The sequence below is a fragment of the Stenotrophomonas sp. 2619 genome, from assembly GCF_040548725.1.
GTDB lineage: Bacteria > Pseudomonadota > Gammaproteobacteria > Xanthomonadales > Xanthomonadaceae > Stenotrophomonas > Stenotrophomonas maltophilia_AP.
Window position 1 is genome coordinate 105265 of record NZ_JBEPSF010000010.1, and the last position, 21683, is coordinate 126947.

The window sequence follows — 21683 nt, forward strand, 5'->3', positions numbered from 1 at the left end:
GGATTCTCCGCTTACTGCTTGTCGGCCGGCGCCGCCGGTGCCGCCGGCGTGGCCGGCTTGGCCGGCGCGGCGCCCATCTCGGTGGCCTGCACGGGCATGCCCGGCTGGATCTTCTGCAGGCCTTCGACGATGACCTTGTCGCCCGGCTTCAGGCCATCCTCGACCAGCCACGTGCTGCCGACCGCGCGGCTGACCTTGACCGGGCGCACTTCGACCTTGTTGTCCTTGCCGACCACCATGGCGGTGGTGTCGCCCTTGGGATCGCGGGCGATGCCCTGCATGGGCACGAGGAGGCCGTTCTCGCGCACGCCGCTGCCGACCTGGGCGCGCACGTACATGCCGGGCATCAGCACCTGGTCGGGGTTCTCGACCTTGACCCGCAGCGCGTAGCTGCCGGTGGTGGGGTCGACGCTGACTTCGGAGAACTCCAGGGTGCCCTTGTGGGCGAACTCGGTGCCGTCGTCGAGCAGGATGGTGACCGGCAGGGTCTGGTTGTCCTGCAGGCGGCCGCTGGCCAGTTCGCGACGCATCTGCAGCAGTTCGCTGGCCGACTGGGTCAGGTCGACATAGATCGGGTCGAGCTGCTGCACGGTGGCGAGCGCGTCGGCCTGGCCGGCGCTGACCAGCGCACCCTGGGTGACCGAGGACTTGCCGATGCGGCCGCTGATCGGGGCGGTAATGCGGGCGTAGCCCAGGGTGACGTTGGCGGCATCCAGCGCGGCCTTGGCGGCGCCGACATCGGCTTCGGCCTGCTTCTGGGCGGCCACGGCGTTTTCCAGGTCCTGCTTGCTGACCGCGTCGACCTTGGCCAGCTCGGTGATGCGCTTGGCGCTCAGGCGCGCGGCGTTGGCGGTGGCCTCGGCGCGGGCGAGCTGGGCGCGGGCGCTGTTGGCCTGGGCGCGGTAGCTGGCGTCGTCCACCTGGTACAGGGGCTGGCCGGCGGTGACCAGGCCGCCTTCGGTGAACAGGCGCTTGGCGACGATGCCGCTGACCTGGGGGCGTACTTCGGCGACGAGGAAGGCATTGGTGCGGCCGGGCAGTTCGCGGGTGAGGCTGACCTGTTCGCCCTTGAGGGTGGCAACGGTGACCTGGCCCGGGCCGCCCTGTGGCCCCTCCTGCTCACCGCCGCCACAGGCGGACACGGTCAAGGCGATCGCGAGGGACAGCGCGAGAAGACGGTACGGGGTTCGGGACATGGTGGGGGCTCACAGGAAACGAAAAAGGATCGCCTGCAGCACTACCCCGCCTTGAAAAGCGACGAATGACAGCCAACAGGTCGGCAAATACGGCAAATCTGACGGTTTCGGCAGGGGCGCGGGTACGCGCGGTCCTCGCCGAGGTTCAGTGGGACGGAAATATACATACATGCATGTTTGTTTGTAAAGCGGTACAATTCAGGCCGGTTTCATCCAGCAACTGCACAGCGCAATGGCCAGAAAGACCAAAGAAGAGGCGCAGGCCACCCGCGCGGGGATCCTCGACGCGGCCCAGGCCTGTTTTCATGAATTCGGGGTGGCGGGGACCAGCCTGGCGATGATCGGTGCGCGCGCGGGGTATACGCGCGGGGCGGTGTACTGGCACTTCAAGAACAAGACGGAGGTGCTGACGGCGATGATCGACCGGGAGCGCATTCCGTTCATCGAGCGGTTGCGGCGGACGACGTCGTCCAGGCGCACGACGCCGGTGCTGGATCTGCGTTCGGCGTTGCTGGTGTCCTTCCAGGAGCTGGCCGACGATGAGCGGCTGCGCAACATGATGGAGATCATGCTGCGCAACGATCTGTCGGTGGAGAGTCAGGCGATGCAGGAGCTGCAGTTGGAGGCATCCCGCGAGGAGCTGGCCATTTTCGCGGCGGCGTTCCAGCGCGCGCGCGAGTTGGGGCAGTTGCGCGAGGGGGTGGACGTGGACACGGTGGCCCGGATCGTGAGCACGAGTCTGACGGGGGTGCTGTACAGCGCGATGCTGGAGCCGGAGCTGTTCGAGATCAAGCGCGACGGCGCGCAGACGCTGGACGCGATTCTGAGTGCGTTCGTGAAGCCGGGTGTATTTACCCCGGGCGCGGCGCCGACGGCGTTGCCCACTGAGGATGAGGTTTGAGGTTTGAGGTTTGAGGTTTGAGGTTTGAGGTTTGGGGTTTGGGGTTTGGGGTTTGAGGCGTAGAGCCGAAGCCAAGTCAAAGGCAGGTTCCGCCTGTCCATGGCTGGGCGGGGCGGTGTGGGTTCGCGGGACACGCCGTAAATCCATCCATGGAGGCTCGTGAGCGCCATCCATGGCGCCCAACGGTCCCGCGAACCCACACCGCCCCACCCTCGACAGTGGGCTGGTGGCCATGGGAAAGCAGGTCTTCGAATCGGTTTGCTTCCACTACGTTGTGTATTCAGAAGATCCCGGCGTCGCTTGAAGAGAAGTGGCTTTAGGTAAACGTAGGCAAGCGGCAGCTAGAGCTGTCGTTTTTTTCTGTGCACGACAGGAATGTGTCGAGGGTGGGGGCGGGGGAGTTTGCGGGACCGTTGGGCGCCATGGATGGCGCCCACGAGCCTCCAGGGATGGATTTACGGCGTGTCCCGCAAACTCCCACGCCCCCGCCCAACCAGCTCATGCGTCACACGTAATGCTCTTGATCCACCATCCGAAGCGCCAGCAAAAAAAACGGCGACGCTTTCGCGCCGCCGCTTTCCTACCACCCGACTGGTGTGATGCGTTACAGGATGTAGCGGCTCAGGTCCGGGTCCTGTACCAGCTCGCCCAGGTGGGCGTCCACGTACGTCTTGTCGATGCTGATGGTCTCGCCGTCGCGGTCCGGGGCCTCGTAGCTGAGCGTGTCCAGCAGGCGCTCCAGCACCGTGTGCAGGCGGCGGGCGCCGATGTTTTCCTGGCGCTCGTTGACCTGGAACGCGATCTCCGCGAGACGGTCCACCGCGTCCTCGGTGAACTTCATCGACACGCCTTCGGTCTGCAGCAGCGCTTCGTACTGCTTGGTCAGCGCCGCCTTCGGCTCGGTCAGGATGCGCACGAAATCGTTCTTGCTCAGCGCGCCCAGCTCCACCCGGATCGGGAAACGACCCTGCAGCTCCGGGATCAGATCGCTCGGCTTGGCCAGATGGAACGCACCGGAGGCAATGAACAGAATGTGGTCGGTCTTGATCGTGCCGTACTTGGTCGACACGTTCGAGCCTTCCACCAGCGGCAGCAGATCGCGCTGCACGCCCTCGCGCGACACATCGCCGCCGCCCACGTTGTCACCGCGCTTGGCCACCTTGTCGATCTCGTCGATGAACACGATGCCGTGCTGCTCGCAGGCCTCGATCGCCGCGCTGCGGATATCGTCTTCGTTGACCAGCTTGCCCGCCTCTTCCTCCACCAGCAGCGGCCGTGCCGCCTTGATGCTCAGCGTGCGCTTCTGCGCCTTCGCCCCGCCCATGCTCGAGAACATCTGGCGCAGCTGCTGGCCCATTTCCTCCATGCCCGGCGGGGTCATGATGTCCATGCTCACGTTGGCCGACACTTCCAGCTCGATCTCGCGCTCGTCCAGCTCGCCGTTGCGCAGCATGCGCCGGAACTTGATGCGGGTTTCGTTGTCCTGCGCCGACGGCTCGTTGCGCGCGGCTTCGGCATCGAACCCGATACCGGCGCTGCGGCGTGGCAGCAGCGCGTCCAGGATGCGGTCTTCGGCGCGCTCTTCGGCCTGGGTGCGGACGCGCACCTTGGCCTGCTCGCGGTACAGCTTCACCGCCGTGTCGGCCAGGTCGCGGATGATCTGCTCCACATCCTTGCCCACATAGCCCACTTCGGTGAAGCGGGTGGCTTCCACCTTGACGAACGGCGCGTTGGCCAGCGTCGCCAGGCGACGGGCGATCTCGGTCTTGCCGACGCCGGTGGGGCCGATCATCAGGATGTTCTTGGGCATCACTTCATTGCGCAGCTCGGCCGGCAGCTGCATGCGGCGCCAGCGGTTGCGCAGCGCGATGGCCACCGCGCGCTTGGCGTCGTGCTGGCCCACGATGTGCCGGTCCAGTTCCTGCACGATCTCGCGCGGGGTCATGGTGGCGGAAGAGACTTCGATCTTGTGCGGCATGGGTGTGCTCACATGGAAAACGAGGGGGGCAATCCCGTAGTGCCGGGCTCTGCCCGGCAGATGGGGTCACGGTGCCGGGCAGAGCCCGTCAGCTTGGGTCACGGTGCCGGGCAAAGCCCGGCGCTACGCCGTGTATCGGGGGAAGGTCACGGTGCCGGGCAGAGCCCGGCGCTACGCGTTACAGCTCTTCCACCACCACGTTGCGATTGGTGTAGATGCAGATGTCGCCGGCGATGTTGATCGACTCGGTGGCGATGGTGCGGGCGTCCAGTTCGGTGTGGGCCATCAGCGCGCGGGCGGCCGACAGCGCATAGGAACCGCCGGAACCGATCGCGATGATGCCGTCTTCCGGCTCGATCACATCGCCGGTGCCGCTGATGATCAGCGAGGTGTCCTTGTCGGCCACGGCCAGCAGCGCTTCGAGCTTGCCCAGGCGGCGCTCGGTGCGCCAGTCCTTGGCCAGTTCCACTGCAGCGCGCTGCAGCTGGCCGTGCTTCTCAAGCTTGGCCTCGAACAGCTCGAACAGGGTGAAGGCGTCGGCGGCGGCACCGGCGAAACCGGCCAGCACCTGGCCCTCGCGCCCCAGACGGCGCACCTTGCGGGCGTTGCCCTTCATCACCGTGTGGCCAAGGGTGACCTGGCCATCGCCGGCAACCGCGACATGACCGTTGCGCCGCACCGAAATGATGGTGGTGGCGTGAAATACGTTGGGGTTCTGACTGGGGTCCATGGAGCCTCCGGGGTGACAGAGACTGAGGTGGGGTCGTTGCCGGGGGCTTCAACCCACCCTGCCCTGCGGCCCGGTGACGCAGTGGATCGATTCAGCTTTCGTTGCTGCTCTTGCGCCGCTTCGCGCGCGGGTGCGCGGCGTCGTAGACCTTGGCCAGGTACTGGAAATCCAGGTGCGTGTAGATCTGCGTGGTGGCGATATCGGCATGCCCGAGCAGCTCCTGCACACCGCGCAGGTCGCCGGAGGATTCCAGGATGTGGCTGGCGAAACTGTGCCGCAGCATGTGCGGGTGCACATGCTTGAACAGGCCCTGGCGCTGGGCCAGCTGGCGGATGCGGATCTGGATGGCGCGCTGGGTGATCGGCCCACCCTTGCGCCCCGGGAACACCGGTTGTGCGTCGCTGCCGCCGCTTTCGCTGCGCCAGCCCTCCAGCGCGGTGCGTGCGTGCGAGCCGAACGGCACGCGCCGCTCGCGGTTGCCCTTGCCCAGCACGTTCACCAGCCCGGTGGCGAAGTCCAGGTCACGCCAGATCAGCGCGCACAGCTCGCTCAGGCGCAGACCGGAGGAATAAAACAGTTCCAGCAGCGCGCGGTCGCGCAGGCCCAGCGGCACATCGGTGGGCAGTTCCACCAGCTGCACGGCCTCATCGGCATCGAGCACCTGCGGCAGCTTGCGTGGCGCCTTCGGAGCCTTGAGCCCCGCGGCGGGGCTGGCCTCGATGCGGCGGTGCTTGAGCAGCCACGCATAGAAACTGCGGCACGCCGACAGGCGACGCTGCAGCGACGTGGGCGAGAGCCCACGACGGTGTTCGGCGGCGATGAACTGGCGCAACTGCTCGCCATCGAGCGCCTCGATGCGCGCGTCGTGGTCGTTGGCCCAGCCGGTCAGGGCCTCCAGGTCACGGCGGTAGGCGTCCAGGGTGTGCACCGACATGCGCCGTTCCACCTCCAGGTGCGAGAGGAATTCCGCAGCGGCCCCCATGCCAGCGCCCACGTCGGCGTCAGTCGTGGGTGAAACGGGCCAGGCCCACCGCCAACGCCTCGCCCATCATGCGCAGGAACAGCGTGCCCATGCCCGGGTAGAAGCGGTTGGGGTCGTGGCTGCCCACGGCGATCAGGCCGACACCCGGCAGCGGCAGCAATGCGCTGGACTGCACCGTGTCGGCGAGCGCGCCGTACAGCACGGTGTTCTTCTCAGCCTGCAGGCGCCCACAGATCGGCTCGCCGTCCTTGAGGCAATCGCGGAACGATGCCAGCAGCGGGCTGTCGGCTGGGACGACCTGCAGCCACGGCGCCTGCTCCAGCCCGGCCACCGGCTGCAGCATTACCAGGCGCACCTTGTCGCCGGCAAAGTCTTCTTCCAGTGACGCGGCCATGGCCCGCAGCGTGTCGGCGGCCGTGGTCTGCTTCATCAGCGCCAGGGTCAGCTGATGGGTGCGAACGGCCAAGCGCTCGTTGACCTGCGCGTTGGCGGCCAGGTCGGCCAGCCGTCGCGACAGCTCGCGGTTCTTGTCGCGCAGCACGTCCAGCTGGTAGCTGGCCAGCGATGCGGTCGGACCGTCATCGCGCGGGACCACCATCGTGAGCGCCAGGTCCGGGAACTGCTTGAGGAACGCCGGGTGCCGCCGCAGCCAGGCGGCGACCTCGTGCGCACCGATCTTCTCGACCGTCTCGTTCATGCGTGCCACTCCCCTTCAAAGACGAAGGCTGCCGGGCCGGACATCACCACCTGGGCGTCGTCGGCCGGCCAGCGCAGGCGCAGCTCGCCACCGGGCAGCGACAGCGTGGCGTCGCGCTCCAGCCGGCCACGCTGCATCATCACCACCGCCGCCGCGCACGCGCCGCTGCCGCAGGCCAGGGTTTCCCCCACGCCGCGTTCGTACACGCGCAGGCGCGCATGGCGGGGATCGATGACCTGCACGAAGCCGACATTCACCGACTGCGGGAAGGTGGCGTGCTGCTGCAGCAGGTTGCCCAGGCGTTCAACCGGGGCGGCATCGATCAGGCCCACTTCGATCACCGCATGCGGGTTGCCCATCGACACCGCGCCGAAGCGCACCGTGTCGCCCTGCAACGGCAGCAGGTATTCATCGCGCGCGCGGGCAAAGCCCAGCAGCGGCACCTGCGCCGGCTCGAAGCGCGGCACGCCCATCGCCACCGCGTACTGGTCGTTGCCCAGGCGTTCGATGGTGTGGGTGGCCAGCGGGCTGTCGATGGCGAAGCGGTCGCCGTCGGCTGCGCCATCGCGCACCAGCCAGGCGGCCACGCAGCGGGCGCCGTTACCGCACTGCTCGGACTGCGAGCCGTCGGCGTTCCAGATGCGGTAGGACGCCACCGACCCTTCCGCACGCGGGGGCTCAATGGTGAGGATCTGGTCGCAGCCAACACCGGTATGGCGGTCGGCCAGGCGCGCGGCCAGGGCCGGGGTGGGCGCAGGCGTACCGTCACGCAGGTCCAGGACGACGAAATCATTGCCGGCGCCGTGCATCTTGCTGAAGCGCAGCGCCGGGGAGGCGGCCTTAGTCATTACCGTCTTCGGACTTCAGCGGCGCGTCGACCGGATCGGGGACCACCGGCGGGTTGTTGGTGTCGTCCACGGCAGCCGGCGTGGTCTCATCGACGGCCGGCTCGGCGACTTCTTCGACCGGCACCGGCTTCTGCGGCAGCACCAGCGGGCCTTTGTTGCCGCAGGCGGCAAGGAGAAGCAGCGAGGCCGCTGCCAACGGAATCAGGATTCGGTTGCGATGGGGGATGCTCATTGCCCGAGTATAGCCGCGCGGCGCGTCAGCGCATGTGGGCTGACGCCCCACGCGTTGCCGCGCAAAACGCGGGCCCCGCGTTATCACCCGCCACACCCCCGCTGCGGCCGCCCCCTCACTCAGGGGGCTCGTTACCCCATCATTCAGGGAGTTTCTTCCGGTGGCAGCGGGCGGCTCCACAGCCAGATCGCCACCGCCGCCATGCTGCCGATGGAGAACCACTTCACCCAGGCGATCGGCACGCACCAGAGCATGATGCCGGCGCAGATCGCCATGGTCAGGGTGGCCATCCACTTGGCGTAGCGGCTGACCGCGCCATGGGCCTGCCAGTTGCGGATGGACGGCCCAAACCGCGGATGCTGCAGCAGCCAGGTGTGCAGGCGCTCGGAGCCGCGCGAGGCGGCCCAGGCCGAGATCAGGATGAACACGGTGGTGGGCAGGCCCGGCACGAAGATGCCGACGATGCCGGTGGCCAGGCTGGCATAGGCCAGCAGCCACCATGCCCAGCGGAACCGCACCGGCGGCCGCGTGGCGGGGGCATCGGCAACGTCGGGGCGTTCGGGCACGGTCATGTGCCCAGCATAGCGAGGCCGGACGACGACCGCGATGGTCGCCGTCCGGCGTGCGGGGTGCCGGCCGGTGTTACGGGGCGGCGGTCACGCCCAGCTGGTCAAGCACGAACGCATACGATTCGGCCAGCTCGTGGTAGCGCTGGAACCGCCCGGACTTGCCGCCGTGCCCGGCCTCCATGTTGGTGCGGAACACGATCGGATGGGTACCGGTGTTGTCATCGCGCAGCTTGGCCACCCACTTGGCCGGTTCCCAGTACTGCACCTGCGAATCCCACAGCCCGGTGCCGACGAACAGCGCCGGGTAGGCCTGCTTCTTGACGTTGTCGTAGGGCGAGTAGCCGAGCATGTAGTCGTAGTACTCGCGCTGCTCGGGGTTGCCCCACTCGTCGTACTCGTTGGTGGTCAGCGGGATGCTGGCGTCGAGCATGGTGGTGACCACGTCCACGAACGGCACCTGCGCCACCATCACCCGGTAGTCCTGCGGGGCCTGGTTGGCCACCGCGCCCATCAACAGGCCGCCGGCGCTGCCGCCGGACGCGGCCACGCGGTCCTTGGACGCATACCCCAGGCGCACCAGTTCGCGGGTGACGTCGACGAAGTCGTTGAAGGTGTTCTGCTTCTTCAGCAGCTTGCCGTCCTCGTACCACGCACGGCCCATTTCCTCGCCGCCGCGGATGTGCGCGATGGCATAGACCACGCCGCGGTCGAGCAGGCTCACCACGGTCTGGTTGAAACCGGGGTCCATCGACATGCCGTAGCTGCCGTAGGCGTACTGGTACAGCGCCGCGGTGCCGTCCTTCTTGAAGCCGTTGCGGTACACCAGCGACACCGGCACCCTGGCGCCGTCACGCGCGGTCACCCAGACCCGCTCGGTGGTGTACTTGGCCGGGTCGTAGCCGAGCACCGGCTGCTGCTTGAGCTGGCGGCGCTCACCGGTGAGGGTGTTGAGCTCGTAGGTGGTGGTCGGGGTGGTCAGCGAGTTGTAGGCGTAGCGCAACCACGGGCTGTCGGGCTCGGGGTTGGCGGCCAGGCCCATGGAATAGGCCGGCTCGTCGGCCTTGACGTAGTCCTGGCGGCCATCGGGGTACAGCAGGCGAATCCGCTCCAGGCCGTTGGAACGCTCGGCGATCGCACTGAAGCCGTCGAACAGCTCGAACCCTTCCACCAGCACCGCATCGTCATGCGCCACCCAGTCGGTCCACTGCGAGCGCGCGGTGGCGTCGGTGGGCGCGGTGACGATCTTGAAGTTCTTCGCGCCGGCATCGTTGGTGCGGATCACCCAGCGGCCGTTGAAGTGGTCGGCGTCGTATTCCACATCGCGCGCACGCGGCGCCAGCAGCGTGAATGCCTGCGGGTTGGCGGCCGGGGCGTAGCGGGTTTCCGAGCTCACCGTGCTGTGCAGTTCGATGGTGAGGAATTTGTCGTCGCGGGTGCGGCCGACGCCCATGTAGAAGCTGTCGTCCTTCTCTTCGTACACCAGCACGTCGCTGCTGGCCGGAGTGCCCAGCACGTGCTTCTTCACCCGCACGGTGAGCAGGGTGTCCGGATCGTTCTCGACGTAGAACAGGGTGCGGTTGTCGTCGGCCCAGACCACGTTGGGCGACACGTTCTCGATGCGGTCCGGCAGCACCTGGCCGGTGCGCAGGTCCTTGAAGCGGATCACGTACTGGCGGCGGCCGACATCGTCTTCGGCCCAGGCCAGCAGATGGTTGTCCTGACTGACGTCGGCATCGCCGACATCGAAGAAGTTCTTGCCCTCGGCCATCACGTTGATGTCCAGCAGGATCTCTTCGGGCGCGTCCATGCTGCCCTTGCGGCGCGCCTGGATCGGGTAATCCTTGCCGGTTTCGTAGCGGGTGTAATACCAGTAGCCGCGATCACGCGCGGGCACGCTGGCGTCGTCCTGCTTGATGCGGGCCACGATTTCCTTGTACAGGGTGTCTTCGAGCGGCTTGAGCGGGGCCACCACCTGGTCGGTGTAGGCGTTTTCCGCATTCAGGTAGGCCAGCATCTTCGGATTTTCGCGCTTGTCGTCGCGCAGCCAGTAGTAGTCGTCGGTGCGGGTCGCACCGAACGGCGCCTTGACCGTGTGCGGCTGCTTCTCGGCGTCGGGTGGGGAGAGCGCGGGGGCGGCATGCACGTTGGAGGTCATCAGGCTGGCAACCAGTAAACAAAGGGCGGGTTTCACGAGATAAGGCTCCTTACGGGGGAATGCAATGGCGTCCATGGTCGGCCCCAGTCTGGGCGGGCGTTGGGGCAGCGGCAAGCCTGCCGATCGTCACTGCACCTATCATCGGCAGCATGAGCACCCCTACCCCCACGGCCGGCTACAGCCGCCGCAGCCAGGAAATCGAACCCTTCCACGTGATGTCGCTGCTGGCCCGCGCGCAGGCGCTGGAGCAGGCCGGGCACGACGTGATCCACCTGGAGATCGGCGAGCCGGACTTCACCACCGCCGCGCCGGTCGTGCAGGCCGGCCAGGCCGCCCTGGCCGCCGGCCACACCCGCTACACCGCCGCGCGCGGGCTGCCCGCACTGCGCGAGGCCATCGCCGGGTTTTACCAGCAGCGTTACCAGCTGCAGATCGATCCCGAGCGCATCCTGGTCACGCCCGGCGGCTCGGGCGCGCTGCTGTTGGCCAGCAGCCTGCTGGTGGACCCGGACAGGCACTGGCTGCTGGCCGACCCCGGCTACCCGTGCAACCGCCACTTCCTGCGCCTGGTCGAGGGCGCCGCGCAACTGGTGCCAGTGGGCCCGCAGACGGCCTACCAGCTCACCCCCGCGCTGATCGAGCAGCACTGGAACGCGGCCAGCGTGGGCGCGCTGGTGGCCTCGCCGGCCAACCCGACCGGCACGGTACTGTCGGCGCCGCAACTGGCCGGGTTGTCGCAGGCGCTGAAAGCCCGCGGCGGCCACCTGGTGGTGGACGAGATCTACCACGGCCTCACCTACGGCATGGACGCGGCCAGCGTGCTGCAGGTAGACGACGACGCCTTCGTACTCAACAGCTTCTCCAAGTACTACGGCATGACCGGCTGGCGGCTGGGCTGGCTGGTCGCCCCACCGCAGGCGGTGCCGGACCTGGAGAAGCTCGCGCAGAACCTGTACATCAGCGCCTCCAGCATTGCCCAGCACGCGGCGCTGGCCTGCTTCACCCCGGAGAGCATGGCCATCTTCGAACAACGCCGCGCCGCCTTCCGCGAGCGCCGCGACTACCTGCTGCCGGCGCTGCGCGCCCTGGGCTTCCGCATCGAAGTGGAGCCCGAAGGCGCCTTCTACCTGTACTGCGACGTCAGCGCCTTCACCGATGACGCGCAGGCGTTCTGCGCGCACTTCCTGGAAACCCAGCACGTGGCGTTTACCCCGGGCCTGGATTTCGGGCACTACCGCGCCAACCAGCACGTAAGGCTGGCCTACACGCAGGACGTAGCGCGCCTGGAAGAAGCCGTGGCGCGCATTCGTCGTGGGCTGGAGACGTGGGTGCGGTGAGGCGGTAAAAGCTCTGAAAGCCGCGAGTCCCGCGATTCCCGCCAACCCACCCGTACCCGACCCAGCCAGCAAACGCACGCACTCGCCGCTGTTGACGTTGATCGGGATTTGGACTTGGACTTGCAGTTGCCGTCCGCTTAAAAAAATCCGCCGAAGGGGAACAAAAAAACGCCACGCATCTCTGCGCGGCGTCGAAATGGGGTGGAGCCAACCTGACGCCCCACCACCCGGAGGCGGGCCGAAGATGCCTTCGGCTATTCCCTGCGGCTACCGGGCCGATGGGGCATCCCAGCAGTCGAGCACCGCTCGACTCTACCGCAACTGCTCCCACAGGAAGCTATAGGCCAATGCCGACATGTGCGCGGCCTGTGCATTGTTGGCCGCGCCGCCGTGACCGCCTTCAATATTCTCGTAGTAGGTCACGTCCTTGCCGGCCTCGATCATCTTCGCGGCCATCTTGCGAGCATGGCCCGGATGCACCCGATCGTCACGCGTGGATGTCGTGAACAGCACCGGCGGGTAGGTCTTCTTCGCATCGAACAGGTGGTACGGCGAGAACGTCTGGATGTACTCCCAGTCGGCCGTGTCCGGATTGCCGTACTCGGCCATCCACGACGCACCGGCCAACAGGTGGCTGTAGCGCTTCATGTCCAACAGCGGCACCTGCACCACCACCGCCCCGAACAACTCCGGGTACTGGGTGAGCATGTTGCCGGTGAGCAGGCCACCGTTGCTGCCGCCCTGCACGCCCAGGTGCTTGGCCGAGGTGATCTTGCGGCTGACCAGATCGCGGGCGACCGCGGCCATGTCTTCATAGGCCTTGTGGCGGTTCTGCTTCAGCGCCGCCTGGTGCCAGCGCGGGCCGTATTCGCCGCCACCGCGGATGTTGGCCACCACGTACACGCCGCCCTTCTCCAGCCACGCCCGGCCCATGCCGCCCGAGTACGACGGGGTCAGCGAGATCTCGAAGCCACCGTAGCCGTACAGCAGCGTCGGGTTGGAACCATCCCGCTTCATGTCCTTGGCATGCACCACGAAGTACGGCACGCGGGTGCCGTCCTTGCTGGTGGCGAAGTGCTGCTCGATCACCTTGCCCTCGGCATTGAAGAACGCCGGCATGGTCTTGAGCACTTCCGGCTGCTTGCCGATCTCGGCAATGGCCAGCGTGGTCGGGGTGAGGTAGTCGGTGACGGTCATCCACACCGCGTCGCTGTCATCGGCATCCACCGCACCCACGGCCACGGTGCCGAACGACGGCGCGCCGGTGAAGTCGCTCTTCTTCCAGCCGCTGTCGGTCGGGGTGAGTACGCTCAGGCGGCTCTTCACGTCGTCCAGCACGTTGAGCACCAGGTGATTCTTCGTCCAGCTGCTGCCGGCCAGCGAGGTGGTGTCGGTGGGCGCGAACAGCACGTCAAAGTCGCGCTTGCCGGCCAGGTAGTCGTCCAGCTTGGTGACCAGCAGCGAACCGGCGGTGTAGGTCTTGCCGCCCACCGTCCACGCATCGCGCAGCTCCAGGGTCAGCCACTGCTTGCGCAGGCCTTTCTCGGCCGAGTTCGGCGCGTCGATCTTGGTCAGCGTGCCGTCGTCGGCGCGCAGGTAGATCTCGTTGTTGTAGAAGGCCAGCGTGCGGCTGACCAGGTTGCGCTCGTAGCCGGGGGTGTCGTCGTGCATGGCCGCGATGTACATGTCTTCGGGCTTGCCTTCGTACACCACGCTGGCGCTCGCCATCGGCGTGCCGCGCTTCCACAGCTTGGCCACACGCGGGTAGCCGGACGTGGTCATCGTGCCGGTGCCGAAATCGGTGTAGACAAATACCGTGTCGCGGTCGATCCAGTTCAGCCCGCCCTTGGATTCGGGGCGGAAGAAGCCGTCCTTGATCCAGGTCTTGTTGGCCAGGTCGAACTCGCGGGTGACATCGGCATCGGCGCCGCCGCGCGACAGCGCGATCAGGCAACGCGAATAATCCGGGCGCAGGCAGTCGGCGCCGTGCCAGACCCAGTTCTCACCCTCGGCCTTGTTCAGGGCATCCAGGTCGAGCACGGTTTCCCAGGTCGGCGAGGCCTTGCGGTACTCGGCCAGCGTGGTGCGGCGCCACAGGCCGCGCTCGTGCTGCTTGTCCTTCCAGAAGTTGTAGTAGTAATCACCAATCTTCTGCACGCCGGGAATCTTGGCGTCCGAATCGAGCACCTCGCGGATGCTGGCTTCCATCTGCTTGAACGCCGGGGTCTGGGCCAGGCGGCCTTCCGACTTGGCGTTCTGCTGCTTGACCCAGTCCAGCGACTTCTCGCCGGTCACGTCTTCGAGCCACGCGTACGGGTCGGCGGGGGTTTCAGCAGCCAAGGCAGTACCTACCGCACCGGCGGTGATCAGGCCTGCCATCAGGCAGGCGGAAGCGATTTTGGACATTGCAGCTCCAGGCGGACATAAGCTCCGGACGCTATCACACCGCCCGGCCGGGGCTCCCGTGTCGAAGGTCAGGGCGCGCGACCCGGGCCGGAACGCGGGTGCGGCGGCGGGCCTGCGGCCCACGGCGACGGCCACTGCGGCGGCGCAGCAGTGCCTTCGGCAGGCGGAACCGGTACAGGCTCCACCAGGCCAGCCACGGCATGCCCACCAGCCATAGGGGCAGCCAGCCCAGCCATTCGCTGCTGCCGCGAGCCGCCGGCCACACCAGCACCAGGGCCAGCCCGGCCAGGGCGGCCTGCCGGACTCCGCGCAATACCTGCGGATCGGGCGCGCTGGCCGGGCGCGCGGAAGCCTGTGAACGCGGGGAATGACGCGACGACGACAAGGGCATGACACGACTCCGTGCGAAAGTGATGCGTCACCTTGCCGTGCCACCATCTCACCGGCTGCGACCTGTTGCCGCAACCGGCACGGCAAGCGTGAACGCCACCATTGACGTTCTCCGCCGTCCCACCCACCATGCCCGTGCCAGCCACTGGAGCCTTCTGCCGCATGTCTCTGAACCGCCCGCTTCGCGCTGTCCTGTTGCTGTCGACGCTGTCGCTGCTGTCCGCCTGCGCCTTCCGCCACGAGGCCAAGCCGAGCCCGGCACCGGTGGCCACCGAAGTGACGGGCGCCCCCATCGACCTGCAGAAGTTCATGGGCACCTGGTATGTGATCGGCCGGGTCCCCAACCCGATCGAACGCGGGCATGTCGCCAGCGTCAACGAGTTCAGCCTGCGCGGCGACCAGAAGGTGTCCATCACCTACCGGTACCGCAACGGGTTCTCCGAACCGCTCCAGCAGCTGACCGTGCGCGCCTCGGTGGACGAGGAAAGCGGCAACCACAACTGGCGCACCTGGTTCTACAAGATCGTGCCGACCCACACCCGCGTGCTGGAAGTGGCGCCGGACTATTCATGGGCGATGCTGGGCTATCCCGGCCGCGAGATGGCCTGGATCTTCGCGCGCCAGCCGGACATGGACAAAGAGCTCTACAAGGAACTGGCCACCCGCCTGCGCGACGAGTACGGGGTCAACACCGACAAGCTCAAGCGCGTGCCGCAGCATCCCGAACAGGTGGACCGGCTGGGGTATGAGGTGCCGAACGTCCGGTAAGGGCGGCGGTCAGGCCGCCTCGCGCGGCTGCACCCTGCGCTCTATTTCCTGGCGGGTCGGCAGCGTCTTCAGATCGTACTCGGCCTGGAGGGCCAGCCACGACGCGGCGTCCCCGCCGAAATGACGTGCCAGGCGCACTGCGGTATCGGCTGTGACGCCGCGGGTTTCATGCACGATGGCATGCAGCCGCGTAGGCGGCACATCCAACGCCCGTGCCAGCGCAGTGATGCTCAGCTGCAACGGCAGCAGAAACTCTTCGCGCAGAATTTCGCCCGGATGGACGGCCCTGAGGGTGTTGGTGGGGCGGCTCATGGATGGCACCTCAGTGGTAATCGACGAACTCGACATCACGCGGACCGTTGTCGGTCCAGATAAAACACAGTCGCCACTGTGCGTTGACGCGGATACTGTGCTGCCCACGCCGGTCGCCGCGAAGCGCTTCGAGCCGATTTCCGGGCGGGCTACGCAGGAACTGCAGCGTTTGTGCAGCATCCAGCATCTGCAACTTGCGCTCAGCCAGGGACTGAAACGCACGGAACTGTCGCGGACATCGTCCCGCAAACAGCGCGAGCGTGTGGCGGCATCGAAAGGACTGGATCATTCCGCGCAGCGTATTACGCGAAACGGAATATAACACAGATGCCGGTCACGCAATGATGCGCCCGTCGAGCACCTGCTCAATCGAAGCTGCGTAGGCTGCCACCCCGGCATTCCCATAGGCGGCACGACCTGGGGCCTGGCCCAGCCGCTGCGGAAGGCAATGTACCGACCACCGGTCGGTACCTGCCGGTCATTTCCGGCTGTAGTGCGAGACCAGCCAGTCGCCCAGCATCTGCAGGATCTGCACCAGCACCAGCAGCAGCACCACGGTGACCAGGGCCACGTCGGTGTGCGAGCGCTGGTAGCCGTCGCGGAAGGCCAGGTCGCCCAGGCCGCCGGAGCCGATGGCACCGCCCATCGCGGTGAAGCCGATCAGCGCGATCACCGTGACCGTGGCACCGGCGATCAGGCCGGGCCGCGCTTCGGGCAGCAACACCCGGGTGACCAGCTGCCACGTGGTGGCGCCCATCGACTGGCTGGCTTCGATCACGCCGCGGTCCACTTCTCGCAGCGCGGTTTCCACCAGGCGCGCGTAGAACGGCGCCGCACCGATCACCAGCGGCACGATCGCACCGCGCACGCCCAGCGAGGTGCCCATCATCCACAAGGTGAGCGGAATCAGCACGATCATCAGGATGATGAAAGGCACCGACCGCAGCAGGTTCACCAGCACCGCCAGCGCGCCGTACAGCACCGGCTTGCGGTGCAGCTGCGGCGAGCCGGTCAGGAACAGGAGCACGCCCAGCGGCAGGCCGATCAGCAGGGTGAGCGGCAGCGAGCCACCGAGCATCAACAGGGTGTCCAGCGTGGCCTGGCCGATGTCGGCCCACTTGCCCGCGTCGAGGTGGCGGAAGAAACCGCCTGCGGTAGCCAGGATCATCGACGGAGCTCCTCAAGGTGGACACCGGCGGCCACGAAGCCGGCCTGCGCGGCCTGCACGTCGCCGCCCACCAGCGAGACCGTCAGCTGGCCGTAGGGGGTGTCCTTGATCCGGTCGATACGGCCGGACAGGATGTTGTAGTCCACGCCGGTTTCGCGCGCGATGCGGCCCAGCAGCGGTTCGTAGGTGTCGGCGCCGAGGAAGGTCAGGCGCACGATGCGCCCGGCGACCGCCTCGAAATCCTTGTGCAGCTCGCCCTCGTCGACCTGCTCCGATTCGCTCACGAAGCGGCGCGTGGTCGGGTGCTGCGGGTGCAGGAATACCTCGGTGACCGGGCCGGTTTCCACCAGGTGGCCGGCATCGAGCACGGCCACGCGGTCGCAGACCCGGCGGATCACGTCCATCTCGTGGGTGATCAGCACGATGGTCAGGCCCAGCTCGCGGTTGATCCTGCCCAGCAGCTTCAGCACCGAGGCGGTGGTCTGCGGGTCCAGCGCGCTGGTGGCCTCGTCGCACAGCAGGATCTGCGGGCGGGTGGCCAGGGCGCGGGCGATACCGACGCGCTGCTTCTGGCCGCCGGACAACTGCGCCGGGTACTTGGTCGCGTGCGCTTCCAGGCCCACGGTATGCAGCAGTTCGTCCACGCGCGCGTCGATCTCGGCGCGCGGGGTGCCGGCCAGATCCAGCGGGAAGGCGACGTTGGCCGCCACCGTGCGCGAGGACAACAGGTTGAAGTGCTGGAAGATCATGCCGATCTTCCGGCGCAGCGCGCGCAGGCCGTCGGCATCGAGCGCGGTGACGTCTTCGCCGCCGATCAGCAGGCGGCCGCCGGTGGGCTCCTCGAGCCGGTTGATCAGGCGGATCAGGGTCGATTTGCCTGCCCCGGAGTGGCCGATGATGCCGAATACCTCGCCGGCCTCGATGGTCAGGTCTAGCGGCTGCAGCGCGGCGATCGCGCGGCCGCCGACGGCATAGGATTTGTGCAGGCGCTGGAACTCGATCACTTCGCGGTCAACCGGGCATCGACGGGAGGGGGCGTGCAGCCTACCAGCGCGGGGCGGCCCTGGCCCGCGCGGCTGTGCGGAATGATATTCCGTTTGGTTCTAAGCCGGCGTGATCGGGCCCGGGACGGCCCTGCCCGGCTCAGGGATGGTCCAGCGGCGCGGGCGCCTGGACCTGGCGGACCCGCTCCCGGTGCAGCAGGTACAGGCCGGAGGCGACAATGATCGCCGCGCCCAGCCAGGTGAAACGGTCCGGCAGCGCGCCCCAGAACAGCAGGTCCCAGCCGATCACCCAGACCAGCCCGGTGTACTCCAGCGGCGCGATCAGCGAGGCCTCGCCCAGCTGGAACGCGCGGGTCAGGGCCACCTGCCCCCCGGCCCCGGCCAGGCCCATGCCGGCGATCAGCGCGGCGTGGCCCAACTGCAGCGGCTGCCAGTCGGGGAGGGCCAACAGGCCGGCGCCCACCGCCATGATCACCAGGAACCAGACCACCATCGACTGCGGGGTGTCGGTACGGGTGAGCATGCTCACCGTGATGGCGGCCACGGCATAGGCGGTGGCCGCCAGCAGCACCATCAGGCCCGGCACCGAGATGAAGCCGCCCACGCCCGGCCGCAACACCACCAGCACCCCGATCAGGCCGATACCGATGGCGATCCAGCGGCGCGGGCCGACGTGTTCGCCCAGCAGCGGCACCGACAACGCGGCGATCAGCAGCGGGGCCACGAAGTAGATGGTGTAGGCGGTGGACAGCGGCAGGCTGCGCAGGGCGTAGACGAAGCAGCCGATCATGGCCATGCCCAGCGCCCCGCGCAGCAGGTGCAGGGCCCAGCGTTTGGGCACCAGCGAGCGCGGGCCGGCGGTGGCCAGCACCCAGACCAGCACGAACGGCAGCGACGCCGCGCCGCGCAGGAAGGTCACCTGCAGGGTGGGATAGCTGCTGGCGAGCTGCTTCATGCCGGCGTCCATCAGCGAGAAGCAGGCCACGGCCATCAACATCCAGGCGACGGCGCGGGAGGGGGATTTCTGGGTGATCATGGCCCATTATCGCCGCGATGGGCGGGCCGTCCATGCCGGGGTGGTTAGAATGATGGCATTCACCCGTTGGAGTTTCCCCATGCCTTCCTTTGACGTCGTTTCCGAAGTCAACACCCACGAACTGACCAACGCGGTCGACCAGGCCAACCGCGAACTGTCCACCCGCTTCGACTTCAAGGGCGTGGAGGCCAAGTTCGTGCTGGAAGACAGCGTGATCAGCCAGTCCGCGCCGAGCGATTTCCAGCTGCAGCAGATGACCGACATCCTGCGTGCGCGCCTGATCGCGCGTGGCATCGACGTGCGTTGCCTGGAGTTTGGCGACGTCGAGACCAACCTGGCCGGTGCGCGCCAGAAGGTGACGGTCAAGCAGGGCATTGAACAGAAGGTCGCCAAACAGATCGCGGCGAAGTTGAAGGAAGGCAAGTTGAAGGTGGACAGCCAGATCAACGGCGACAAGCTGCGCGTCAACGGCAAGAAGCGCGACGACCTGCAGGACGCCATCGCGCTGCTGAAGAAGGAAACCTTCGAGGTCCCGCTGCAGTTCGACAACTTCCGCGATTGATCGCACGCCGATCGGTGCGTGACGCGGGGCGGTGACGCCGGCCGCTGGCCGGCAACCCCGCACCCTACCCGCGCAGATGCCTGTACAACGTCGTCCGCGAAATCCCCAGCTGCCGCGCCGCCGCGGCGATGTTGCCGCGGTGTGCGGCAACCGCCTCGCGCACACCCTGCGCATTGAGCGCACGCAGCGACGGCGCGCCCGCCTGCACGGCGGCAGCGTCACTCCGCACGCCCGCGCGCGCCGCCAAGGGCCCGCGCAGGTACTGCACATACACCGCCGTGTCTTCGCCGATACGCACCCGATGCGCCGGCCCGGCCTGCAGCAACCGCCGCCGCTGGTGCACGCTGGCGTCGGCGAACAGGCCCTCCAGCGTGAGCAACGGCAACGCTCCGCGCCGTGGCAGGCCGAACAAGCGGCGTGCCACCCGGTTGGCTGCACGCACGCGGCCGTCTTCCTCGACCGCCAGCAACCCTTGCAACGGCGATTGCAGCCAACGCGCATCGTGCTGCACGGCCAGCAGGTGGCAGGGCCGGTGTTCGATCATCAGCCGGTTTTCGGTGGACAGCGCCGCCTGGCGGAAATACCCATGCAGCAGTTCGGCATCGCGATCGCCGGTGCCGGTGATGTCCAGCGCACCCAGCACTTCGCCATCGAGCCCATGCAGCGGCACGCTCAGGCAGAACACCGCGGCGAAACGGTCCAGGTAGTGTTCGTTGCCGCGCACCAGCGCGGGCGCGTCGTCGGCCAGGCTGCAGGCCGGCGCGGTGGTGCCGATGTCGATCTCGCGCAGCCGCCGGCCCACCTGGATCGGCCGCAGCACCGGCACATCGGCCAGGCCATGCTCACGCTGGGCCACGACCATGCCGCCGGCATTGACGCAGAACAGCGTCCACTGGCGGCCACCGAAGGCGGCCCAGAGGTGGTCGAGATCATCGCGCACGCAGCGCGCCAGGCGGCGGTCGGCGGGATCGTCCAGACGTGGCCCGGAGGCGGCCAATGGGGCGTAATGCGGCTCCTGCCGAGGCTGCACGCCGGCCAACCGCGAGCGCTCCCAGGAGCGCTGCACGGACGGGGCCAGCAACGACTCGGCCAGCGCCCCACCGTCGGCGAAACGCTGGCGCGCCGCTGCCAATGCCTGTTGCTGCTCCAGCTGCATGCCGCCCATGGGATCCTCCAAACCGGACCTGGAGCGTACACCCGCGAAGCTGACTGACTGCACCGTCGCAGGCCCCGCGGCCCGCGACGGTGTGTTTCAGCGTGCTGCCGGCCAGCGGCCGGCACTACCCGATGGTCAGGATCGGCTTGAGCGTGATGCCGCGGGTACTGTCTTCGGCGGCCTGGTTGATCTGGTCCAGCGGGTAGAACTTCACCAGTTTGTCGAACGGGAAGCGGCCCTGCTGGTACAGCTGCACCAGCTGCGGGATGAACACCTTGGGCACGCTGTCGCCTTCGACGATGCCGCGGATGCTGCGCCCGCCCAGCAGCAGGTTGTTGACGTCGAACTCGGCTTTGGTGCCCAGCTTGGGCGCGCCCACCACGCCGATCGTGCCACGCCCGCCCAGCGCCTCGATGCCCTGCGCCAGCACCTCGGGGCGACCGGTGGATTCCAGTGCGAAGGTGGCGCCACCGCCGGTGATCGCACGCACCGCCTCCACCACGTCCACCTCACGGCTGTTGATGACGTGGGTGGCGCCCAGTTCGGTAGCCAGTTCCAGCCGCGAGGGCACCACGTCGATGGCGATGATGGTGGTGGCCCCGGCCACGCGCGCAGCCATCACCGCACTCAGGCCCACCGCGCCCGCACCGAAGCTGGCAAAGCTGCTGCCGGCAGTGACCTTGAGCGAGTTGATGACCGCGCCGGCACCGGTCTGGATGCCGCAGCCCAGCGGGCCCAGCAGTTCGATCGGGGCGTCGTCGGGCACCTTGATCGCGTTGTTCTCGCGGCTCAACGCATAGGTGGCGAACGAGGACTGCGCGAAGAAGTGATCGTGCAGCGGATTGCCGTCCGGGTCCTGGATGGCGGTGCTGCCGTCCAGCGCGCCGCCGCCGAAATTGAGTCCGAAGAAGTCCCTGCAGTACGCGCCATGCCCACCGCTGCACGGATTGCAGTGGCCGCACGCGCCGTAGGTGAGTACCACGTGGTCGCCGACCTTGAGGTCTTTCACGCCCGGGCCGAGCGCTTCGACAATGCCGGCCCCCTCATGCCCGAGCACCGCCGGCAGCGGTACCGGGTAGTACTGGTCACGCACGATCAGGTCGGTATGGCACAGGCCGGTGGCGATCACGCGCACCAGCACTTCGTCGTCCTGCGGGGCGCGGATGCGCGCCGGTTCGATGGTGAAGGGCTGTTCCTTCTCGCGCACCACGGCCACGGTGATGTCACGCAGTTCTGCTGTAGCGGTCATGCTCGTT

At 67.6% G+C, this 21683-nt stretch carries 22 protein-coding genes; 4 read left to right on the forward strand and 18 right to left on the reverse strand.

Features of this window, described 5'->3' with window-relative positions; all coding sequences use genetic code 11:
• Positions 1 to 11: 11 nt before the first annotated feature.
• Positions 12 to 1196 carry a multidrug efflux RND transporter periplasmic adaptor subunit SmeD gene (smeD, locus tag ABIA71_RS11715; protein ID WP_354285340.1) on the reverse strand — a complete coding sequence of 395 codons (1185 nt, stop codon included), beginning with the start codon at positions 1194 to 1196 and terminating at the stop codon, positions 12 to 14.
• A gap of 232 nt (positions 1197 to 1428) precedes the next feature.
• Here smeD and ABIA71_RS11720 point away from each other — a divergent pair, with 232 nt between their 5' ends.
• The gene (locus ABIA71_RS11720; protein WP_128098078.1) at positions 1429 to 2097 is read left to right on the forward strand and encodes a TetR family transcriptional regulator; all 669 of its coding nucleotides are present in this window, start codon (positions 1429 to 1431) and stop codon (positions 2095 to 2097) included.
• A gap of 604 nt (positions 2098 to 2701) precedes the next feature.
• On the opposite strand, the gene hslU is transcribed toward ABIA71_RS11720, so the two are convergent.
• From hslU to ABIA71_RS11760, 8 genes are all read right to left on the reverse strand, one after another.
• Entirely contained in the window at positions 2702 to 4075 is a 1374-nt protein-coding gene (hslU, locus tag ABIA71_RS11725) for an ATP-dependent protease ATPase subunit HslU (RefSeq protein ID WP_354285341.1), read from the reverse strand.
• 178 nt (positions 4076 to 4253) lie between these two features.
• Positions 4254 to 4805, reverse strand: a complete 552-nt coding sequence (gene hslV, locus ABIA71_RS11730) for an ATP-dependent protease subunit HslV (RefSeq protein WP_019183676.1) — start codon at positions 4803 to 4805, stop codon at positions 4254 to 4256.
• A gap of 91 nt (positions 4806 to 4896) precedes the next feature.
• On the reverse strand, positions 4897 to 5787 hold the full coding sequence (gene xerC / locus ABIA71_RS11735) for a tyrosine recombinase XerC (protein ID WP_354285342.1): 891 nt from the start codon (positions 5785 to 5787) through the stop codon (positions 4897 to 4899).
• A 19-nt stretch (positions 5788 to 5806) separates the two neighbouring features.
• Positions 5807 to 6484, reverse strand: coding sequence for a DUF484 family protein (locus ABIA71_RS11740; protein ID WP_354285343.1), 678 nt, complete (start codon positions 6482 to 6484; stop codon positions 5807 to 5809).
• On the reverse strand, positions 6481 to 7332 hold the full coding sequence (gene dapF, locus ABIA71_RS11745; protein ID WP_354285344.1) for a diaminopimelate epimerase: 852 nt from the start codon (positions 7330 to 7332) through the stop codon (positions 6481 to 6483). The genes ABIA71_RS11740 and dapF overlap by 4 nt, the downstream gene beginning before the upstream one ends.
• Complete coding sequence (gene lptM / locus ABIA71_RS11750; RefSeq protein ID WP_354285345.1) at positions 7325 to 7564, reverse strand: LPS translocon maturation chaperone LptM; 240 nt, start codon at positions 7562 to 7564, stop codon at positions 7325 to 7327. The genes dapF and lptM overlap by 8 nt, the downstream gene beginning before the upstream one ends.
• A gap of 143 nt (positions 7565 to 7707) precedes the next feature.
• Positions 7708 to 8136, reverse strand: a complete 429-nt coding sequence (locus ABIA71_RS11755; protein ID WP_354285346.1) for a YbaN family protein — start codon at positions 8134 to 8136, stop codon at positions 7708 to 7710.
• A 70-nt stretch (positions 8137 to 8206) separates the two neighbouring features.
• Positions 8207 to 10324 (reverse strand): S9 family peptidase, encoded by a 2118-nt coding sequence (locus tag ABIA71_RS11760; protein ID WP_354285347.1) that lies wholly within the window; start codon positions 10322 to 10324, stop codon positions 8207 to 8209.
• 113 nt (positions 10325 to 10437) lie between these two features.
• Here ABIA71_RS11760 and ABIA71_RS11765 point away from each other — a divergent pair, with 113 nt between their 5' ends.
• Entirely contained in the window at positions 10438 to 11625 is a 1188-nt protein-coding gene (locus ABIA71_RS11765) for a pyridoxal phosphate-dependent aminotransferase (protein WP_354285348.1), read from the forward strand.
• A 312-nt stretch (positions 11626 to 11937) separates the two neighbouring features.
• Here the strand turns inward: ABIA71_RS11765 and ABIA71_RS11770 are convergent, their stop codons facing one another.
• Positions 11938 to 14031: a prolyl oligopeptidase family serine peptidase gene (locus tag ABIA71_RS11770; protein ID WP_354285349.1), complete on the reverse strand. Its 2094-nt coding sequence runs from the start codon at positions 14029 to 14031 to the stop codon at positions 11938 to 11940.
• A 34-nt stretch (positions 14032 to 14065) separates the two neighbouring features.
• Complete coding sequence (locus ABIA71_RS11775) at positions 14066 to 14422, reverse strand: hypothetical protein (RefSeq protein WP_354285350.1); 357 nt, start codon at positions 14420 to 14422, stop codon at positions 14066 to 14068.
• Positions 14423 to 14583: 161 nt separating this feature from the next.
• On the opposite strand from ABIA71_RS11775, the gene ABIA71_RS11780 reads away from it, so the two are divergent.
• Positions 14584 to 15189: a lipocalin family protein gene (locus tag ABIA71_RS11780; RefSeq protein WP_354285351.1), complete on the forward strand. Its 606-nt coding sequence runs from the start codon at positions 14584 to 14586 to the stop codon at positions 15187 to 15189.
• Positions 15190 to 15198: 9 nt separating this feature from the next.
• On the opposite strand, the gene ABIA71_RS11785 is transcribed toward ABIA71_RS11780, so the two are convergent.
• From ABIA71_RS11785 to ABIA71_RS11805, 5 genes are all read right to left on the reverse strand, one after another.
• Positions 15199 to 15501: a HigA family addiction module antitoxin gene (locus tag ABIA71_RS11785; protein ID WP_128097939.1), complete on the reverse strand. Its 303-nt coding sequence runs from the start codon at positions 15499 to 15501 to the stop codon at positions 15199 to 15201.
• Positions 15502 to 15511: 10 nt separating this feature from the next.
• Positions 15512 to 15790: a type II toxin-antitoxin system RelE/ParE family toxin gene (locus ABIA71_RS11790; RefSeq protein WP_128097938.1), complete on the reverse strand. Its 279-nt coding sequence runs from the start codon at positions 15788 to 15790 to the stop codon at positions 15512 to 15514.
• Positions 15791 to 15979: 189 nt separating this feature from the next.
• A complete protein-coding gene (locus ABIA71_RS11795; protein WP_128097937.1) occupies positions 15980 to 16669 on the reverse strand; it encodes a methionine ABC transporter permease in 690 nt (229 codons plus the stop codon).
• A complete protein-coding gene (locus ABIA71_RS11800; RefSeq protein WP_354285352.1) occupies positions 16666 to 17673 on the reverse strand; it encodes a methionine ABC transporter ATP-binding protein in 1008 nt (335 codons plus the stop codon). The genes ABIA71_RS11795 and ABIA71_RS11800 overlap by 4 nt, the downstream gene beginning before the upstream one ends.
• Positions 17674 to 17812: 139 nt before the next feature.
• Positions 17813 to 18709: a DMT family transporter gene (locus tag ABIA71_RS11805; protein ID WP_128097935.1), complete on the reverse strand. Its 897-nt coding sequence runs from the start codon at positions 18707 to 18709 to the stop codon at positions 17813 to 17815.
• Between the two features lie 79 nt (positions 18710 to 18788).
• Here ABIA71_RS11805 and ABIA71_RS11810 point away from each other — a divergent pair, with 79 nt between their 5' ends.
• A complete protein-coding gene (locus ABIA71_RS11810; protein ID WP_038686143.1) occupies positions 18789 to 19271 on the forward strand; it encodes a YajQ family cyclic di-GMP-binding protein in 483 nt (160 codons plus the stop codon).
• Between the two features lie 64 nt (positions 19272 to 19335).
• On the opposite strand, the gene ABIA71_RS11815 is transcribed toward ABIA71_RS11810, so the two are convergent.
• Both ABIA71_RS11815 and ABIA71_RS11820 read right to left on the reverse strand, forming a co-directional pair.
• Positions 19336 to 20436 (reverse strand): helix-turn-helix domain-containing protein, encoded by a 1101-nt coding sequence (locus tag ABIA71_RS11815; RefSeq protein ID WP_354285353.1) that lies wholly within the window; start codon positions 20434 to 20436, stop codon positions 19336 to 19338.
• A gap of 115 nt (positions 20437 to 20551) precedes the next feature.
• A complete protein-coding gene (locus ABIA71_RS11820; RefSeq protein ID WP_354285354.1) occupies positions 20552 to 21676 on the reverse strand; it encodes an NAD(P)-dependent alcohol dehydrogenase in 1125 nt (374 codons plus the stop codon).
• Between the last annotated feature and the right edge of the window lie 7 nt (positions 21677 to 21683).